Origin of the sequence: Kitasatospora sp. NPDC001261, from assembly GCF_042896795.1 — a bacterium.
GTDB lineage: Bacteria > Actinomycetota > Actinomycetes > Streptomycetales > Streptomycetaceae > Kitasatospora.
The window spans coordinates 53,355-69,602 of sequence record NZ_JBIAXP010000002.1; the positions used below are offsets into that span (position 1 = coordinate 53,355).

The following is a 16,248-nucleotide window of genomic DNA, read 5'->3' on the forward strand; positions in this document are numbered from 1 at the left end:
GCTAGGACTTCAAGGGAACTTGAAGTCAAGGAAGCCGAAGGAACCGAGGAGTCGCCATGACCACCGCGCCGGTCGACCTGCTGAGCGTCGGGGAGGTGGCCCGGCGGGCCGGGATCGCCACCTCGGCGGTGCGCTTCTACGAGGACCAGGGGCTGATCTCCTCCGAGCGCACGGCCGGCAACCAGCGGCGCTACCGGCGGCACGTGCTGCGCCGGATCTCGCTCATCCTGGTCGCCAAGCGGCTCGGCATCCCGCTCTCCGAGGTCGCCGAGGTCTTCACCGGCCTGCCCGAGGACCGGATGCCCGGCAAGCACGACTGGGAGCGCATCTCCCGGCGCTGGGCCGAGCAGCTGCGCGCCCGCCGGGCCGAGCTGGAGCGGCTGGAGGACGAGCTGACCGGCTGCATCGGCTGCGGCTGCGTGTCGCTGCGCCGCTGCCGGGTGCTCAACCCGGGGGACGAGCTGGCCGCCGAGGGGCCGGGCCCCCGCCGGCTGCTGCCGGAGGAGGGCCTGCTGCCCGTCGAGGAGTGAAACGCCGTCGACGCGTGGGACGCCATCGAGGAGTGAGGCGCCGTCGACGCGTGGGACGCCGTCGACGCGCGGGCGGGGAAGGGGTTGGAACCCGGCCGGACGCGGCCCTCGCAGGGTTCCCCGCCGCGTCCGACCGGGGGCTTGTGCGGCTCAGACCTCCGGGAAGTGGCAGGCCGCCTGCCGCTCGCCGGGCCCGGCGATCCGCAGCAGCGGCCGCTCGGTCCGGCACAGGTCCTGGGCCTTCGGGCAGCGCGGGTGGAAGGTGCAGCCGGGCGGCGGGTCGGCCGGGCTCGGCGGGTCGCCGAGCAGCACGATCCGCTCCCGGGTGCGCTCCGCCTCCGGGTCGGGCAGCGGGACGGCGGACAGCAGCGCCCTGGTGTACGGGTGCGCGGGGCTGCCGTACACCTCGGCCTTGTCGCCGATCTCCACGATCCGGCCCAGGTACATCACCGCGACCCGGTCGCAGACCCGCTTGACCACCGAGAGGTCGTGCGCGATGAACACGTACGCCAGCCCGAGCTCCTGCTGGAGCCGCTCCATCAGGTTGACCACCTGGGCCTGGATGGAGACGTCCAGCGCGGAGACCGGCTCGTCGGCGATCACCAGCCGCGGCGAGGTGGCCAGCGAGCGGGCGATGCCGATGCGCTGGGCCTGGCCGCCGGAGAACTCGTGCGGGTAGCGGTCCAGGTGCTCGGGGATCAGCCCGACCAGCTCCATCAGCTCGGCGGCCCGCTTGCGCGCGGCCGCCGCGCTCTCGCCCTGGACGAGCAGCGGCTCGGAGATGATCCGGGCCACCGTCTGCCGGGGGTTGAGCGAGGAGTACGGGTCCTGGAAGACCATCTGGAGGTCGCGCCGGTGCGGCCGCAGCCGGGCCTGGGAGAGCCCGCCGATCTCGGTGCCGTCGAAGGTGACGGTGCCCGAGGTCGGGTCGAGCAGCCGGACGATCATCCGCCCGGTGGTGGACTTGCCGCAGCCGGACTCGCCGACCAGGCCGAGCGTCTCGCCCGCGCCGACGTCGAAGCTCACCCCGTCCACCGCCCGGACCGGCGCACCGGGGCGCCCGGTGCGGCTCCGCCGGCCGGGGAAGGTCTTCACCAGGTCCCGTACGGACAGCAGCGGTCCGGCCGCGTCCTTCGTCGACGGTGTGGTCATCACAGCACCCCTTCCGGCACCAGCGGCAGGTGGCAGGCGGCCTGGTGGCCGGGGGCGAGCCGGTCGAGCACGGGGCGCTCGGCCAGGCAGCGGGAGTGCTCCTCGGCGGACGCCGCGGTGGTGCGGGCGCAGCGCGGGGCGAAGGAGCAGCCGGGGGCGGGGGCGATCAGCGACGGCGGGCTGCCGGGGATGGCCCGCAGCGGGGCGTCGTCGGTGTCGTCCAGGCGTGGCAGCGAGTCCAGCAGGCCGCGCGTGTACGGGTGCGCGGGCTGCGCGAACAGCCGGTCCACCGGGGCCTGTTCGGCGGCCCGGCCGCCGTACATGACCAGCACCTCGTGGGCGACCCGGGCGACCACGCCGAGGTCGTGGGTGATCATCACGACGCCGAGGCCGCGCTCCTGCTGGATCCGGGCGATCAGGTCGAGGATCTGCGCCTGGACGGTGACGTCGAGCGCCGTGGTGGGCTCGTCGGCGATCAGCAGCTCGGGCTCGCAGGCGAGCGCCATGGCGATCATGACGCGCTGGCGCATGCCGCCGGAGAACTGGTGCGGGTACTCGTCGACCCGGCGGGCCGGCTCCGGGATGCCGACCTCGGCCAGCATCTCCACCGCCTTGGCCCGCCCGGCCTTGCGGTTGGCCTTGAAGTGCACCCGGTAGTGCTCGGCGATCTGCTCCCCGACGGTGTAGAAGGGGTGCAGGCTGGACAGCGGGTCCTGGAAGATCATCGCGATCCGGCGGCCCCTGACGGTGCCCAGCTCCCGCTCCCCGAGCCCGTTCAGCTCCTGCCCGTTCAGCCGGATCGAGCCGGTGACGGCGGCGCCGCGGTGCAGGCCCATGACGGCGAGCGAGGTGACGGACTTCCCGCTGCCCGACTCGCCGACCAGCCCGAGGGTGCGACCGGCCTCGACGGCGAAGGAGATCCCGTCGACCGCGCGGACGGTGCCGCGCGGGGTGTCGAAGGCGACCTTGAGGTCCTCGACCTCCAACAGCCTGGTCATCAGTACCTCACTCTCGGGTCGACGAACGCGTAGAGCAGGTCGACCAGCAGGTTCGCCGCGACGATGAAGAAGGCCGCGAGCAGGGTGACGCCGAGGATCACGGGCTGGTCGGAACGGGCCAGCCCGTCGTAGAACAGCCGGCCGACGCCGGGCAGACCGAAGATCGACTCGGTGATGACCGCGCCGGCCAGCAGGCCGCCGAGGTCCATGCCGAAGATGGTCAGGATCGGCGTCATCCCGGAGCGCAGCCCGTGCTTGACGGTGACCGTCCGCGGCGGCAGGCCCTTGGCCCGGGCAGTGCGGATGTACGGCTCGGCCATCGCCTCGATCATCGAGTTGCGGCTCTGCCGGGCGTACATGGCCGCGTACAGCAGGGCCAGCGCGATCCACGGCAGCAGCAGGTTGGAGCCCCATTCGAAGGGGTTCTCGGTGAACTTGTGGTACGAGGGGTAGGGCAGCACGCCGGCCGTCCTGACCAGGCCCCAGATCAGCATGATCGAGGTGAAGTAGACCGGCAGCGAGGCGGTGCCGACGGACAGCACCATCAGGGTCTTGTCGATCGGCCTGCCCTTGCGCAGCGCCGAGGTGACGCCCGCGCCGAGGCCGAGGACCAGCCAGAGCACGGCCGCGCCGAGGGCCAGCGAGATGGAGACCGGCAGCCGGTCGGTGAGCAGGTCCCAGACCGGCAGCCCGTACTCGTAGGAGTAGCCGAGGCAGGGGAAGCCGCAGTGCACCGCGCTGGGGCCGGAGCCGTAGTCGCGGCCGGCGAAGATGCCGCCGAGGTAGGCGAGGAACTGGTCCCAGACCGGCTTGTCCAGGCCCATCGCCGACTTGACGTCGGCGAGCCGCTCGGGGCTGCAGGTCTTGCCGCAGGCGGCCGCTGCCGGGTCGTTGGGCAGCAGGTAGAAGATGGTGAAGGTGATGGCGCAGATGGCGAGCAGGATGCCCGCCACGCCGAGCAGCCGGCGGCCGAGGTAGAGGATCACGACCGGCCTCCCCGGGGGTCGAGGATGTCGCGCAGCGCGTCGCCGAGCAGGGTGAAGGCGAGCACGGCGACGAACAGGAAGGCGGTCGGGATCAGGAAGTAGGTCGGGTCGGTCTCGTAGTGCACGATGCTCTCGGCGATCATCTGGCCCCAGGACGCGGTCGGCGGGCGGACGCCCACGCCGAGGTAGCTGAGCGCGGCCTCGGTGGCGATCATGCCGGGGACGAGCAGGGTGGTGTAGGCGATGATCGGGCCGGAGACGTTCGGCAGGATCTCGCGGGTGAGGATGCGCCAGGAGCGCGCCCCGCCGACCTTGGCGGCCTCGACGTACTCGCGGTGCTTGAGCGAGAGGGTCTGGCCGCGCACCACCCGGGCGATGCCGGGCCAGGTGAACAGCCCGATCACCAGGGTGATCAGCAGGATCCGGTTGACGTCCTTGGCCACCGACATCATCGCGATCATGAAGATCAGCGAGGGGAAGGACATCGTGAGGTCCATCAGCCGGGACAGCAGGGTGTCGACGCGCCCGCCGAAGTAGCCCGCCGCGATGCCGGCCAGGGTGCCGGCGATCACGACCACGGCGGTCGCGGTGAACGCGATCAGCAGGGACACCTGACCGCCGTGCAGCACCCGGGCGAACAGGTCGCGGCCGCTGCCCGGCTCGACGCCCAGCCAGTGCCGGGCGCTGATGCCGCCGAAGTCGCCCCGGGGCACGCCGCCCAGGTACGGGTCGACGGCGCGCTTGTCGAACTCCTCCGGGGTCCAGCCGCCGAGGGCGCTGAGCGGTCCGGCCAGCGCGGTGACCAGGATCAGCACGCCGACGGTGATCAGCCCGAACCGGGCCGAGCCCTTGGCCCACAGCTGGTCCCAGACCAGCCGCCAGGGCCCGCGCCCGGCGCTCTTCTTGGCGCCCCCCGCCGTGGCGTCGGCCACGGCGGCGGGCTCAGTGGTGGTACTCATCGCTGCCGGCCCCTCACTTGCCCTTGGCGGGGTCCTTGAGGCCGATGGCACCCAGGTCGAGCATCCCGGCGTAGCCCTGGTTGCCGAAGGCGCCGGCCACGTTGGTGCCGACCAGCAGGGGGCGGCGCTGCCAGATCAGCGGGACGGCCGGGGCCTTCTTCGCCAGGTCCTGGTCCAGCTGCTGCCAGGCCTTGTTGGCCTCGTTGACGTCCGTCATGGCCGCGATCTGGTCCATCCGGTCCATCGTGGCCTGGTCCTTGAACTGGCTCAGGTTGCCCTGGTTGCCCTTCTCCTTGATGGTGCGGCCGTCGAACTGGAACGGCAGGAAGGTCGCACCGGAGGGGTAGTCGGGGCACCAGCCGCTGATGGTCAGGTCGGGGGCGTTCTTGATGTCGCCGACGGTGTCCTGGAAGGCGGACGGGTCGGTGGTGTTGATGGTGACCTGGACGCCGGCCTTGGACAGCGACTGCTGGATCGCCTCGGCGCGGCTCTTGTCGCCGAGCGAGACGGTGAGCGAGACCTTGAGGTCGCTCTTGCCCGCCTCCTGGAGCAGCTTCTTGGCCTTCTCCGGGTCACCGGCCGCCGGGACCTTCAGCGGGTCGGACTTGACGCCGCCGGTCAGCGAGGGCGGCAGGTAGGAGGTCGCCACGTCGGCCATCGCCGGGCCGCCGAAGGCCGTCACCTGCCCCTCGCGGTCGACCGCCCACATCATCGCCTCGCGCACCTTCGGGTCGTCGAAGGGGGCCTTGGAGGTGTTCATGTACAGCATGTCGGTACAGCCGGTGACCTCGGCGGCCATGCGGGACTTGACGTCGGGCTTGGGCAGCACCTTGGCGACGGTCTCGTGCGCCATCCACGGCATGTTGATCGCGTTGGCGTCGGCGCCGTCGCTGGCGATGATCCGGTCGTCGGCCTGGCCGCCCTTGATGCCCTCGGTGACCACGACCTTGTCCGGGTAGGCCTTGCGGACGGTGTCGGTGGCCGGGTCCCAGTTGGTGTTGCGGACCAGCACCAGCTGCTTGCCGCGGTCGTAGGTCTCGATCTTGTACGGGCCGGAGGAGAACGGCCGGGCGTCGTACTGGGTGCCCTTCTCCTGGGACTGCGGCACCGGGGAGAAGGTCGGCAGCGAGACGGTGGAGGAGAACTCGGCGACCGGGCGCTTCAGGTGGAAGACGATCGTCTTGTCGTCCGGGGTCTCGATGCTCGCCAGGTGCTCGCCGTTCAGCGGGCCCTTGTAGTTCTCGCCGCCGGCCAGGTACTGGATCGCGTAGTCGGGGCCGCCGGTGAGGTCCGGGGAGAAGGACCGCTCGACGTTGTACTTGATGTCGGCGGCCTTGATCGGCGAGCCGTCCTCGTACTTGAGGCCGTCCTTGAGGGTGAAGGTCCACACCTTGCCGCCGTCGGAGGACTTGCCGAGGTCGGTGGCGAGGTCCGGGACGATCTCGCTGCCCGCCGCGCCCGGCTCGGCCTTGAAGGTGGTCAGGGTGCGGTAGATCAGCCGGGTGCCGAAGTCCATGTGCGGCACCACCCAGCTGCGGGCCGGGTCGAGGTGGGCGAAGTCCTGGTTGGTCAGGACGGTGAGGGTGCCGCCCTTGGCAGGGGTGCCGCCGATGACCGAGCCGGACGCGGCGCCCGGGCCCTTGCCGTCGGAGGGGGCGGCGTCGCTGCCGCCGTCACTCTTGTCGTTGGAGCAGGCCCCGAGGCCGAGGGTGAGGGTCGCCGCGAGGGCCGCCGCGAGGGCGGCGTGGGTGCGCCTGGTCATGTTGCAACTCCGCTGTGGGGGGCCCGATCCGCCGGATCTGGCCGCTGCGCTGTGTGACCCGTAACATAGTAATGTGAAATTGCACTGCACAAGAGGTGACGGCTCCCGTTACCGAGCTGTGTCCGTGCCAGCATCTCCCCCGCCCCGCCAAGGAGTTCACCGGTGACCCTTCCCCCGACCGGCCTCAACACCGGGAGCCACGACCTCCCGGTCTCCCCCGCCCTCGCCTCCTTCATGGCCACCAGCTGGGCCGCCACCCCGCTCCCCGCCGACCGGCGCGTCCCCGGCCACGACCGCTTCCCCGGCCGCCGCGCCCGGCTCTCCGCCGCCTTCCCCGGCGAACGGCTGATCGTCCCGGCCGGCCGGCTCAAGGTCCGCTGCAACGACCTCGACTACCGCTTCCGCCCGCACAGCGCGTACGTCTGGCTCACCGGCCTCACCGGCGAGGACCAGGCCGACCACGTCCTCGTCCTCGAACCGGCCGGCCCCGAAGGCCACGAGCCCGTCCTCTACCTGCGCCCGCGCTCACCGCGCGACGGCGGCGAGTTCTACCGCGACCGCCGCTACGGCGAGTTCTGGGTCGGCTCCCGGCCCGACCTCGCCGAAGCCGCCCGACTCACCGGCGTACGCACCGAACACCTCGACGACCTCGGCAAACTGCTCACCGGCCCCCAGCCCCCCACCCGGGTCCTGGCCGGCACCGACCCGCTCGTCGACGAGGCCACCGGACGGCCCGCCGACGGCCGGCGGGACGGCGAACTCGCCGCCGTCCTCTCCGAGTTGCGCCTGATCAAGGACGAATGGGAGGTCGGACAGCTGCAACTGGCCGTCGACCACACCACCACCGGCTTCGAGGACGTCGTCCGCGCCCTGCCCACCGCACTGCGCCACCACCGCGGCGAACGCTGGATCGAGGGCGTCTTCGACCTGCGCGCCCGCGCCGAGGGCAACGGCACCTCCTACACCACCATCGCCGCCTCCGGCGCCCACGCCTGCGTCCTGCACTGGATCCGCAACGACGGCGCCCTCGACCCGAACTCCCTCCTCCTGCTGGACGCCGGCGTCGAGACCGACACCCTCTACGCCGCCGACATCACCCGCACCCTGCCGCTCAGCGGCACCTTCACCCCGGTCCAGCGCCAGGCCTACGACCTCGTCCTCGCCGCCCAGAGCGCCGGCATCGCCACCCTCCGCCCGGGCGCGCGGTTCCGCGACTTCCACCGCGCCGCCATGCGGGTCATCGCCGAAGGCCTCGCCGACTGGGGCGTCCTGCCCGTCTCCGCCGAAGAGGCCCTCGCCGAGGACAACGGCCTCTACCGCCGCTACACCCTCTGCGGCAGCGGCCACATGCTCGGCCTCGACTACCACGACTGCGCCAAGTCCCGCGCCGACCGCTACCTCGACGCCACCCTGGAGGAGGGCATGGTCCTCACCGTCGAACCCGGCCTCTACCTCCAGCCCGACGACGAGACCCTCCCCGCCGAACTCCGCGGCCTCGGCATCCGCATCGAGGACGACCTCGTCATCACCCCCGACGGCGCCCACCTGATGTCCGGCGCCCTCCCGAGGACCGCCACCGACGTCGAGTCCTGGATGGCGACCCTGCTCTCCTGAGGAGGCCGCCAGGAGCGGACGGTCAAGCCACCTTGATCGTCCGCTCCCCCCGCCGGATCATCACCTCGACCTCGCCGCCGATCGCCGCCGAATACGCCCGCAGGTTGTCCAGGCTGTCCACCTGCCCGTGCTCGATCTGGGACACCCGCGCCTGACTCACTCCCATCAGCTCCGCCACCTCCTTCTGGGTGAGGTCGGCCGACTTCCGCATCTCGGCCAGCTCGTAGCCGCGGATCCGGGCCAGGTTCTCCTTTCGGATCCGTGCCCGATCGGCCTCCGCCTCCGGCGAAGCCAACCAGGGGTTGATCCGCTGCGCCTCGGCCCACACCTCGGTCCAACTACGGCTCGTCATGCTCACGCTCCCTTGTCCTTCTCCTCGACGTACTGCTCATAGCGAGCCTCCGCCAGCGGGATGTTGATGTCGTACCACCGGGACCACTCCCCGTTCTTGTCGCCGGCGACCAGGATGACGGCCTCCCGTTCGACATCGAAGACGAAGAGCATTCGAACCTCGGAGCGCCCCGCCGAGCCGGGCCGGAGCTCCTTCAGGTTGTGCAACCTGCTTCCATGAATCCGGTCCACCAGCGGGCGCCCGAGCAGTGGCCCCCTCCTGGCGAGCAACTCGATCGCGTCGGCGATCTGGTCGGCCGTGTCCGGGTCCTTGACAGCGATGTCCAGGAACCAGTCGTTCACCGGACCGATGAGTGTGATCTCCCACATGGAACCAAATTAAGTTTGCCCTTATACGTTACCGCGCGCTTTCCCGCTCAATCCACCCCTGCGAGGGACAACACGCCGGGTCCTGCGCGCCCCCGACCGGCTACCCGCGCGCTGCCTGCCACAGGTCGGCGACGATCCGCTCGGCCGGGCCTGTGCGGGCCAGGTGGTGGGCGGTGCCGGCCCAGAGGTGCATGGCGTCGGTGTCGCCGCGGCGGGCGGCGGCGGCGCGGAGGGGGGCGGTGAGGTGGTGGACCTCGGGGTAGGCGGGCGGGGCGTACGGGCCGTGGCGGTCGATGAAGCCGTTGCGCAGGCCGCGGGCCGGGCGGCCGGTGAAGGCGCGGGTGACGGCCGTCTCCGGGAGTTCGACGAGCGCCGCCCGGTGGGCGGCCGAGGCGCCGGACTCGTCCGAGCGCAGCAGCGCCGTGCCCAGCTGCACTGCCACCGCCCCCGCCCGTAGTGCCGCCGCGACGGCCGCGCCGTCGCCGAGTCCGCCCGCGGCGATCAGCGGCAGCGCCGTCACCTCCCGTACGGCGGGCAGCAGTTCGAGCAGCGGCAGCTCCCCGGGCCGGTCCGTCACCCGGTGGGTGCCCCGGTGGCCGCCCGCCTCCGGGCCCTGCACGCACAGCGCGTCCATCCCGAGGGCCTGCGCCGCCCGCGCCTCCTCGGGCGTGGTGACGGTGGCGACCTGGGTCGTGCCGACCGCCCGCACCGCCGCCGCCTCCTCGACCGTGGGCAGCCCGAAGGTGTACGAGAGCACCGGCACCGGGTCGGCGAGCAGGAGGGCGAGTTTGGCCTCCCAGTCGTCGCGGTCCGGCCCGATCTCCTCCGGCAGGGTCACGCCCCACTGCTCGGCCTCGGGGCGCAGCCGCTCCCGGTACGCCGCGACGGCCGCCGCGTCCCCGGGCGTGCCCGGCACGAAGAGGTTCACCCCGTACGGCCGGTCGGTCGACTTCCGTACCGCCGCGATCTGCTCGGCCATCGCCTGGGCGGTCTTGAGGGCGCCGGCCAGGAACCCGAGCCCGCCGGCCCGGTTCACCGCCGCCGCCAGTTCGGGCGTCGAGGGCCCGCCCGCCATCGGGGCGGCGATCACCGGTACGGCGAGCTCGTCGAGACGGACGGTCATCAGGCGCTCCTCACGCTGCCACGGGCACGGAACACCCCCACCCTACGCTCAGCGGATCAGCCCCAGCCGCCGTGCCTCGCGCACCGCCGCCGTGCGCGAGTCCACGCCCAACTTGGTGTAGATGTGCACCAGATGGGACTTCACCGTGGCCTGGCTCAGGTGCAGCCGCTGGCTGACCTGCTGGTTGGTCAGCCCGTCCGCGACCAGCCCCAGCACCTCGGTCTCCCGGGCGCTGAGCGCCGCCGCGGGCGTCCGCATCCGTTCCAGCAGCCGGTCCGCCACGCTGGGCGCCAGCGCGCTGCGCCCCGCCGCGGCGGCCCGGACGGCCTGGGCCAGCTCCTCCGGCGGCGCGTCCTTCAGCAGGTAGCCGGTGGCGCCCGCCTCCAGGGCGGGCAGGGTGTCCGCGTCGGTGTCGTACGTGGTGACCACCAGGACCCGCGGCGCGCCCGCCCGGGCGGTGATCGCCGCGGTGGCCTGCGCCCCGTTCATGGCCGATCCCGGCCCGAACTGGAGGTCCATCAGCACCACGTCCACGCCCGGCTCGGCCGCCAGTTCGACGGCCCGCTCGGCGGTGGCCGCCTCCGCCACGATCGCGAAGTCCGGTTCGCACTCCAGCACGGCCCGCAGCCCGGCCCGCACCACCGGGTGGTCGTCGGCGATGAGCAGCCGGATCACTGGCCGGCCTCCGGGGTGACCGGCAGCTGCACCGCCACCGTCGTGCCCTGCCCGGGCGCCGACTCCACCGTGAAGCCGCCGCCGAGCGCCCGCGCCCGGGCCCGCATCGACGGCAGCCCGAAGCCGCCGTCCCCGCCGGTGCGGCCGGCGACCGCCGCCGGGTCGAATCCGGCCCCGTCGTCGTACACGTCCAGTGCCACCTCACCCTCCATGTAGCTGAGTGTCACCTCGGCCCGCGCGGCCCCCGCGTGCCGGACGGTGTTGCCGAGCGCCGACTGCGCGATCCGCAGCAGCGCGACCTCCTCCGCGGCCGGCAGCCGGACCGGGGCGCCGGAGACGTGCAGCTTCACCGGCAGGCCGCTCTGCGCCGTCGTCGTCGCGCACAGCCGCTCCAGCGCGACCGGCAGCGGGTCCCCGTCCAGCGCGGGCGGGGTGAGCGCCCGGACGAACCGGCGGGCCTCGTCCAGGTTGTCCTGGGCGGCCTGCCGCGCCTGCTCGACGTACCCGGCGGCGGTCTCGGTGCGCTCCGGCAGGGCCCGCTGGGCGGCCCGCAGCAGCAGCTGGATGGAGCTGAGGCCCTGTGCGAGGGTGTCGTGGATCTCCCGGGCGAGCCGCTCCCGCTCGGCCAGCACCCCGGCCGCGTGGTGGGCGGCGGCGGCGTCGGCGCGGGCGGCGGTCAGCTCGTCGATCAGCCGGCGGCGCTCCTCGCTCTCCCGGTACAGCGCCTGGTAGCCGAGCACGGTGGCGGTGGCGACGGCCGCGCCGAGCGCGGGCCCGATCGAGGCGGCGAAGCTGAAGCTGTGCTGGTGCCAGGACCACGCGGCGATCGACGCGGCGGCGGTCAGCCCGACGGCGACCAGCCCGCCGCGCCGCCCCAGCAGGTGCAGCTCCAGGAAGTACAGCGGGAAGGCCAGCCAGACGCCGTCCTGGGTGGTGATCAGCACGCCCGCCCAGGTGACGCCGAGCAGCGCCAGCCAGAGCGCGGCCGCCCGCCGGGAGCGGCGCACGGCGGCCAGCTGCGGCCCGACGGTGTAGACGGCGGCCATCGCGGTGGCCGCGGCGGCGACGGCGGCCGGATCGCCGCCCCGGTCGACGAGGACGGCCCGGGCGACGGCGAGCGCGAGCAGGCCCGCCACGAGCAGGTGCAGGCAGACCTGGAGGACGCGGGCGACGGGGGTGGTTCTGGATCGTTCGGTCGCCATCCGTCCAGCCTAAGTTCCGAGCCCGGCACCCGGCATCAATCAAAAGGTTGAACTCGGGCTCTCCCCTTTGATGCCCAGGATGCAATCCCCGGCGCGATGCCCCGGACCCCTCCCGTCCAGGACGGTGGAAGTGTCGAAACCACCTGCCCAGAGGAAGGCCCCGTCGTGTTCGTCGCCTGGAGGGACCTGAGGTTCGCCAAGGGGCGGTTCGCCCTGATGGGAACCGTCATCGTGCTGATCACCGTGCTGGTCGGCCTGCTGTCCGGGCTGACCGCCGGGCTCGGTCGGCAGAACATCTCCGCGATCACCGGCCTGCCCGCCGACCACCTGGTCTTCGGCAAGCCGGCCGACGGGCAGAAGCTCTCCTTCACCGACTCCCAGGTCACCCCCGACCAGTGGCAGGCCTGGGCCCGCGAGCCCGGCGTCACCTCCGCCCAGCCGATCGGCATCACCACCACCAAGGCCGCCGCCGGACAGCGCACCGCCGCACTCTCCGCCTTCGGCGTCCCGGACGGCTCCGCACTCGCCCCGCAGGGCAGCCGAATCGCCCCCGGCCAGGCCGTACTGTCCAAGACCGCCGCCGAGAACCTGGGCGGCCTCACCCCTGGCGCCGACTTCACCCTGGCCGGCCACCCGCTGCGGGTCGCCGCCGTCGAGGGCGACGCCGCGTACAGCCACACCCCGGTGATCTGGACCAGCCTCGGCGACTGGCAGCAGGCCGCCCCCGGCGGCGCCGGCCACGCCACCGTCATCGCGCTCGACACCGCCAAGGGCGCCGACCTGGCCGCCGCCGACGCCCGCCACGGCACCGAGACCCGCACCCGCGACGACGCCCTCGCCGCGATCGGCTCCTACACTTCCGAGAACGGCTCCCTCCAGCTGATGCGCGGCTTCCTGTTCGCCATCTCGGCCCTGGTGATCGGCGCGTTCTTCACCGTCTGGACGATCCAGCGCAGCGGCGACATCGCCGTCCTCAAGGCCCTCGGCGCCTCCACCCGCTACCTGCTGCGCGACGCCCTCGGCCAGGCCGTCCTCCTGCTGCTGCTCGGCACGGTCGTCGGCACCGCGATCGCGTCCGGCTTCGGCGCGCTGATCGGCTCCGCCGTCCCCTTCGTCCTGGACGCCCCGACCGTCCTGCTGCCCGCCGCCGTCATGATCGCCCTCGGCGCGATCGGCGCGGCCCTGTCCATCCGCCGGATCACCTCCGTCGACCCGCTGACCGCCCTCGGGAGCGCCCGATGAGTCTTGTCCTCGACCGCATCACCCTCACCTACCCGGACGGCGACGGCCGGCTCACGGCACTCGACGAGGTCTCGCTGACCGTCCCCAAGGGCACGCTCACCGCCGTCGTCGGCCCCTCCGGCTCCGGCAAGTCCAGCCTGCTCGCCGTCGCCGCCACCCTGATCACCCCGGACTCCGGACAGGTCGTCGTCGACGGCACCGACACCGCGGGCCTCAGCCGGGCGGACCTCACCGCGCTGCGCCGCACCAGGATCGGCATCGTCTTCCAGCAGGCCAACCTGCTGCCCTCGCTCACCGCCGTGGAGCAGTTGCAGGTGATGGCCCACCTCGACGGCCGCCCCCCGCGCGGCGCCCTCCCCCGCGCCCTGGAACTCCTCGACGCCGTCGGCCTGCGCGACCAGGCCGCCCGCCGACCGCACCAGCTCTCCGGCGGCCAGCGCCAGCGGGTCAACATCGCCCGCGCGCTGATGAACGACCCCACCGTCCTGCTGGTCGACGAACCCACCAGCGCCCTCGACCACGAACGCGGCGCCGCCGTCCTCGACCTGATCACCGACCTCACCCACCGCCGGGCCACCGCCACCGTCCTGGTCACCCACGACCGCACCCACCTGACGGCCGTCGACCAGATCGCCGAGGTCCACGACGGACGGCTGACCCTCCCGGCGGCGGCGCTCTGACCTACTTCTTGGCCGTCAGCACGTCGTCCACCGAGAGCGTCACCGACGCTCCGATCGACTCCGGCAGGGTGAAGGACTGCCCGGGGTGGTGGACGGCGTGCACCCGGTATTCGCCGTCCCGCGGATCGGTGAGCACCATGACTCGCTGATTCGCGCGATCCACGATCACGTAGACGGGCACGCCGGCAGACGCGTAGACGAAAGGCTTCCTCTTCAAGTCATCGCTGTGGTTGGACGAGGTGACTTCCAGAACGAGCCGGAAGACGGCCGGGTCGTAGCAGTTGTACTCGATCAGGTGATCGTCGATATCGGCGTCGACAACCACCAGATCGGGAATCGCATAGTCCGACGGCCCATCCGGCAGCCAGATCCCGACGCCCTGAAGGACTTCGGTCCCGCCTCCATCGAGGCCGGCCTGGAACAGCACGCGCATCAGGCGGCTCAGCGACTTGCTGTGCGAAGCGTTCGGCGGCGGCGTCACGGTGATCTGGCTCCCGACGATCTCGACCCGGTGCCCGGTGAACTGGTTGGAGATCAGCTCAGCGGCTTCGAGCAGCGTCGGCTGCTCCATGGGCTCTTCCACTGCTGCGGCGGACATGGATTTCCTCCTGGCTGCCGATGTCGAGAGCATCATCGTAGAACCGGCACGCCTTTCGGCGCCCGATCCTCAGTCTTCACCCGAACGAGCGGTTTAGCCCCGGCCGGACCGCAGGCGCAGGGCCGAGGGCTCCGGTTCGGCGGGCTTCTCCTCGCCGGCCCAGAGGGAGCGGACGTGGCTGAGGTGGCGGGTCATGCAGGCCTCGGCCCCGGCCGCGTCGCCGGCGAGCAGCAGGTCGAGCAGCTCCAGGTGCTCCTCCGCCGAGGAGACCAGCTCGCCGCGCTCGTCGAGCCGGTTGAGGCCGTAGAGCCGCGAGCGCTTGCGCAGGTCGCCGACGACCTCGACCAGCCGCGAGTTGCCGGCCAGTCCCAGCAGGTCGAGGTGGAACTGGCGGTCGGCCTCCAGGTAGCCGATCAGGTCGTGCTTGCGGGCCGCCGCGACGATCGCCTCGGCCTGCGGGCGCAGCCGCTCCAGCTGCTCCTTGGTGGCGGTGCGCGCCACCCGGCCGACGGTCGGGACCTCGATCAGGGCGCGGATCTCGGTGAAGTCGTCGAGGTCGCGGTCGGTCAGCTCGGTGACCCGGAAGCCCTTGTTGCGGACGGCTTCGACCAGGCCCTCGCGGGCGAGGTCGAGCATGGCCTCGCGGACGGGGGTCGCGGAGACGCCGAAGTCGGCGGCGAGCGCGGGGGCGGAGTAGACGACGCCGGGGCGCAGTTCGCCGGAGATCAGGGCTGCCCGGAGTGCGTGCGCGACCTGGTCGCGAAGCCGCTCCTGTACGGAGATCAGGGTGCGGGACTTGAGGTCGGCCATGGTGTTCCTCCGGGTGGGTGCAGAACACCAGCGTACAATGTCACGTTACGTTGCGTGCGCAACAGCCAGTGATTCGAACACCCGTCACCGACCCGCCGCACCGGCCCCTCGTCCTGCCGAACGCCATGGTGACAGCGGCCGTCGGCCGTGACAACGGCCGACGGCACACGATCTTCCGGTCCGCCCGGGAGGTCCGTACGAAGATCCGCACGGAGGTCCACCCGGAGGGCTACGCCCGGCGGAACCGCCCCACCAGGGTGCTCAGGCTGGCCGCACCGTCCCCGTCCGCCACACCCCGCCGGACCGCCTCCGCGAGGAGGGCCGGCAGGGCGCCGTCCACCCCGGAGTCCTCCGCGGTGTGCTGGACGTGCTCGATGCTCGCGAGTGCCATCGTCAGCCGGTCGACGTCCCCGCGGTGGTCCCCGGCGGTGATCCGCGGCGCGTAGAACTCGATCATCCGCGGCAGCAGCGCGGCGGTGGGCAGGGCGTACGGCAGGAACTCCTCGGCGGTGATGCCGTTGGCCTCGGCGACCGCCGTGGCGTGCAGGTAGCCGACCATCGAGGACCAGAACAGGTCCATCTGGATCTGGTAGTACAGCTGGGCCAGCCCGGGGTCGTCGCCCCGGTAGTCGGCCCCGGTGAGCACCTCCAGGGCGGCCCGGTGCCGCCGGAACAGCTCGACCGGGCCGCTGTAGAAGGTGGACGACTCGGGGCTGCCGATGCCCAAGGGCGGCACCTGCACCCCGCCGGTCAGGTGTCCGGCGCCGCGCTCGGCCAGCCAGCGGGCGGCCTCGCGGGCCCGTCCGGGGGTGTCCGAGCTGAGGTTCGCGACCACCTTCCCCTTCAGCGCCGGCTCGACCGACTCCAGGACGGTGAACACGGCGTCGTAGTCGGTGAGGCTGAGCACCACCAGTTCGTTCGCCGCCACCGCCGCCTCCGCGCTGGGCGCCGCCTGCGCGCCCCGGGCGACGAGTTCGTCGGCCCGCGCGGCCGTGCGGTTCCACACCGTGACGGCGTACCCGGCGTCCAGGAACGCCCGGGCCATGGCCTGCCCCATCGGGCCGAGCCCGATCACCGTCACGGATCGCCTCGCCTGCTGCTCCACGGACATGCGTGTTCCCCTCCACTGGACGAATGCCTAGAACGAACGCTCTATCCAGAGCGCCGGAGCCGACGCTAGCACAGGACTGGAACGAA

General features: G+C 72.6%; 17 protein-coding genes. 4 read left to right on the forward strand and 13 right to left on the reverse strand.

All coding sequences use genetic code 11. The features are described from left to right. Nucleotides 1–56 precede the first annotated feature (56 nt). Nucleotides 57–530: a redox-sensitive transcriptional activator SoxR gene (soxR, locus tag ACFY4B_RS03235; RefSeq protein WP_049651587.1), complete on the forward strand. Its 474-nt coding sequence runs from the start codon at nucleotides 57–59 to the stop codon at nucleotides 528–530. 150 nt (nucleotides 531–680) lie between these two features. Here soxR and ACFY4B_RS03240 read toward each other — a convergent pair whose 3' ends face one another. Genes ACFY4B_RS03240 through ACFY4B_RS03260 form a run of 5 tightly spaced genes read right to left on the reverse strand, consistent with a single transcriptional unit; the run spans nucleotide 681 to nucleotide 6,387 of the window. Next, nucleotides 681–1,682, reverse strand: coding sequence for an ABC transporter ATP-binding protein (locus tag ACFY4B_RS03240; protein WP_049651588.1), 1,002 nt, complete (start codon nucleotides 1,680–1,682; stop codon nucleotides 681–683). Then, nucleotides 1,682–2,680, reverse strand: a complete 999-nt coding sequence (locus ACFY4B_RS03245) for an ABC transporter ATP-binding protein (RefSeq protein ID WP_049651589.1) — start codon at nucleotides 2,678–2,680, stop codon at nucleotides 1,682–1,684. The genes ACFY4B_RS03240 and ACFY4B_RS03245 overlap by 1 nt, the downstream gene beginning before the upstream one ends. After that, complete coding sequence (locus ACFY4B_RS03250) at nucleotides 2,680–3,666, reverse strand: ABC transporter permease (RefSeq protein WP_049651590.1); 987 nt, start codon at nucleotides 3,664–3,666, stop codon at nucleotides 2,680–2,682. The genes ACFY4B_RS03245 and ACFY4B_RS03250 overlap by 1 nt, the downstream gene beginning before the upstream one ends. Continuing rightward, on the reverse strand, nucleotides 3,663–4,625 hold the full coding sequence (locus ACFY4B_RS03255; protein WP_074002328.1) for an ABC transporter permease: 963 nt from the start codon (nucleotides 4,623–4,625) through the stop codon (nucleotides 3,663–3,665). The genes ACFY4B_RS03250 and ACFY4B_RS03255 overlap by 4 nt, the downstream gene beginning before the upstream one ends. 13 nt (nucleotides 4,626–4,638) lie before the next feature. Continuing rightward, the gene (locus tag ACFY4B_RS03260; RefSeq protein ID WP_049651592.1) at nucleotides 4,639–6,387 is read right to left on the reverse strand and encodes an ABC transporter substrate-binding protein; all 1,749 of its coding nucleotides are present in this window, start codon (nucleotides 6,385–6,387) and stop codon (nucleotides 4,639–4,641) included. Between the two features lie 162 nt (nucleotides 6,388–6,549). On the opposite strand from ACFY4B_RS03260, the gene ACFY4B_RS03265 reads away from it, so the two are divergent. Further along, nucleotides 6,550–8,001, forward strand: coding sequence for an aminopeptidase P family protein (locus tag ACFY4B_RS03265; protein ID WP_387966326.1), 1,452 nt, complete (start codon nucleotides 6,550–6,552; stop codon nucleotides 7,999–8,001). A gap of 22 nt (nucleotides 8,002–8,023) precedes the next feature. Here the strand turns inward: ACFY4B_RS03265 and ACFY4B_RS03270 are convergent, their stop codons facing one another. The 5 genes from ACFY4B_RS03270 to ACFY4B_RS03290 form a co-directional block, all read right to left on the reverse strand. Beyond that, entirely contained in the window at nucleotides 8,024–8,353 is a 330-nt protein-coding gene (locus tag ACFY4B_RS03270; RefSeq protein WP_387966327.1) for an XRE family transcriptional regulator, read from the reverse strand. A gap of 2 nt (nucleotides 8,354–8,355) precedes the next feature. Next, nucleotides 8,356–8,721 carry a type II toxin-antitoxin system RelE/ParE family toxin gene (locus ACFY4B_RS03275; RefSeq protein WP_074002325.1) on the reverse strand — a complete coding sequence of 122 codons (366 nt, stop codon included), beginning with the start codon at nucleotides 8,719–8,721 and terminating at the stop codon, nucleotides 8,356–8,358. Between the two features lie 100 nt (nucleotides 8,722–8,821). Beyond that, nucleotides 8,822–9,844: a nitronate monooxygenase gene (locus ACFY4B_RS03280; protein ID WP_387966328.1), complete on the reverse strand. Its 1,023-nt coding sequence runs from the start codon at nucleotides 9,842–9,844 to the stop codon at nucleotides 8,822–8,824. Between the two features lie 48 nt (nucleotides 9,845–9,892). Next, on the reverse strand, nucleotides 9,893–10,519 hold the full coding sequence (locus ACFY4B_RS03285) for a response regulator transcription factor (RefSeq protein WP_049656462.1): 627 nt from the start codon (nucleotides 10,517–10,519) through the stop codon (nucleotides 9,893–9,895). Then, entirely contained in the window at nucleotides 10,516–11,721 is a 1,206-nt protein-coding gene (locus tag ACFY4B_RS03290) for a sensor histidine kinase (protein ID WP_049656461.1), read from the reverse strand. The genes ACFY4B_RS03285 and ACFY4B_RS03290 overlap by 4 nt, the downstream gene beginning before the upstream one ends. Nucleotides 11,722–11,886: 165 nt before the next feature. Between ACFY4B_RS03290 and ACFY4B_RS03295 the strand changes: the two genes are divergently transcribed. Further along, on the forward strand, nucleotides 11,887–12,963 hold the full coding sequence (locus ACFY4B_RS03295) for an ABC transporter permease (RefSeq protein ID WP_387966329.1): 1,077 nt from the start codon (nucleotides 11,887–11,889) through the stop codon (nucleotides 12,961–12,963). After that, nucleotides 12,960–13,643 carry an ABC transporter ATP-binding protein gene (locus tag ACFY4B_RS03300; protein ID WP_049656456.1) on the forward strand — a complete coding sequence of 228 codons (684 nt, stop codon included), beginning with the start codon at nucleotides 12,960–12,962 and terminating at the stop codon, nucleotides 13,641–13,643. The genes ACFY4B_RS03295 and ACFY4B_RS03300 overlap by 4 nt, the downstream gene beginning before the upstream one ends. A gap of 1 nt (nucleotide 13,644) precedes the next feature. Here ACFY4B_RS03300 and ACFY4B_RS03305 read toward each other — a convergent pair whose 3' ends face one another. From ACFY4B_RS03305 to ACFY4B_RS03315, 3 genes are all read right to left on the reverse strand, one after another. Beyond that, nucleotides 13,645–14,241 carry a Uma2 family endonuclease gene (locus tag ACFY4B_RS03305; protein WP_049656455.1) on the reverse strand — a complete coding sequence of 199 codons (597 nt, stop codon included), beginning with the start codon at nucleotides 14,239–14,241 and terminating at the stop codon, nucleotides 13,645–13,647. 93 nt (nucleotides 14,242–14,334) lie between these two features. Continuing rightward, nucleotides 14,335–15,051 (reverse strand): GntR family transcriptional regulator, encoded by a 717-nt coding sequence (locus tag ACFY4B_RS03310; protein ID WP_049656453.1) that lies wholly within the window; start codon nucleotides 15,049–15,051, stop codon nucleotides 14,335–14,337. A 229-nt stretch (nucleotides 15,052–15,280) separates the two neighbouring features. Continuing rightward, the gene (locus tag ACFY4B_RS03315) at nucleotides 15,281–16,162 is read right to left on the reverse strand and encodes an NAD(P)-dependent oxidoreductase (protein WP_387966330.1); all 882 of its coding nucleotides are present in this window, start codon (nucleotides 16,160–16,162) and stop codon (nucleotides 15,281–15,283) included. Nucleotides 16,163–16,248: the final 86 nt, after the last annotated feature.

Bases quoted from the DNA above. Each gene is read 5' to 3' on its own strand.
- ACFY4B_RS03315 (WP_387966330.1), bottom strand. From the start codon at position 16,162: ATGTCCGTGGAGCAGCAGGCGAGGCGATCCGTGACGGTGATCGGGCTC.
- ACFY4B_RS03275 (WP_074002325.1), bottom strand. From the start codon at position 8,721: ATGTGGGAGATCACACTCATCGGTCCGGTGAACGACTGGTTCCTGGAC.
- ACFY4B_RS03270 (WP_387966327.1), bottom strand. From the start codon at position 8,353: ATGACGAGCCGTAGTTGGACCGAGGTGTGGGCCGAGGCGCAGCGGATC.
- ACFY4B_RS03240 (WP_049651588.1), bottom strand. From the start codon at position 1,682: ATGACCACACCGTCGACGAAGGACGCGGCCGGACCGCTGCTGTCCGTA.
- ACFY4B_RS03290 (WP_049656461.1), bottom strand. From the start codon at position 11,721: ATGGCGACCGAACGATCCAGAACCACCCCCGTCGCCCGCGTCCTCCAG.
- ACFY4B_RS03260 (WP_049651592.1), bottom strand. From the start codon at position 6,387: ATGACCAGGCGCACCCACGCCGCCCTCGCGGCGGCCCTCGCGGCGACC.
- ACFY4B_RS03280 (WP_387966328.1), bottom strand. From the start codon at position 9,844: ATGACCGTCCGTCTCGACGAGCTCGCCGTACCGGTGATCGCCGCCCCG.
- ACFY4B_RS03300 (WP_049656456.1), top strand. From the start codon at position 12,960: ATGAGTCTTGTCCTCGACCGCATCACCCTCACCTACCCGGACGGCGAC.
- ACFY4B_RS03255 (WP_074002328.1), bottom strand. From the start codon at position 4,625: ATGAGTACCACCACTGAGCCCGCCGCCGTGGCCGACGCCACGGCGGGG.
- soxR (WP_049651587.1), top strand. From the start codon at position 57: ATGACCACCGCGCCGGTCGACCTGCTGAGCGTCGGGGAGGTGGCCCGG.
- ACFY4B_RS03310 (WP_049656453.1), bottom strand. From the start codon at position 15,051: ATGGCCGACCTCAAGTCCCGCACCCTGATCTCCGTACAGGAGCGGCTT.
- ACFY4B_RS03305 (WP_049656455.1), bottom strand. From the start codon at position 14,241: ATGTCCGCCGCAGCAGTGGAAGAGCCCATGGAGCAGCCGACGCTGCTC.
- ACFY4B_RS03245 (WP_049651589.1), bottom strand. From the start codon at position 2,680: ATGACCAGGCTGTTGGAGGTCGAGGACCTCAAGGTCGCCTTCGACACC.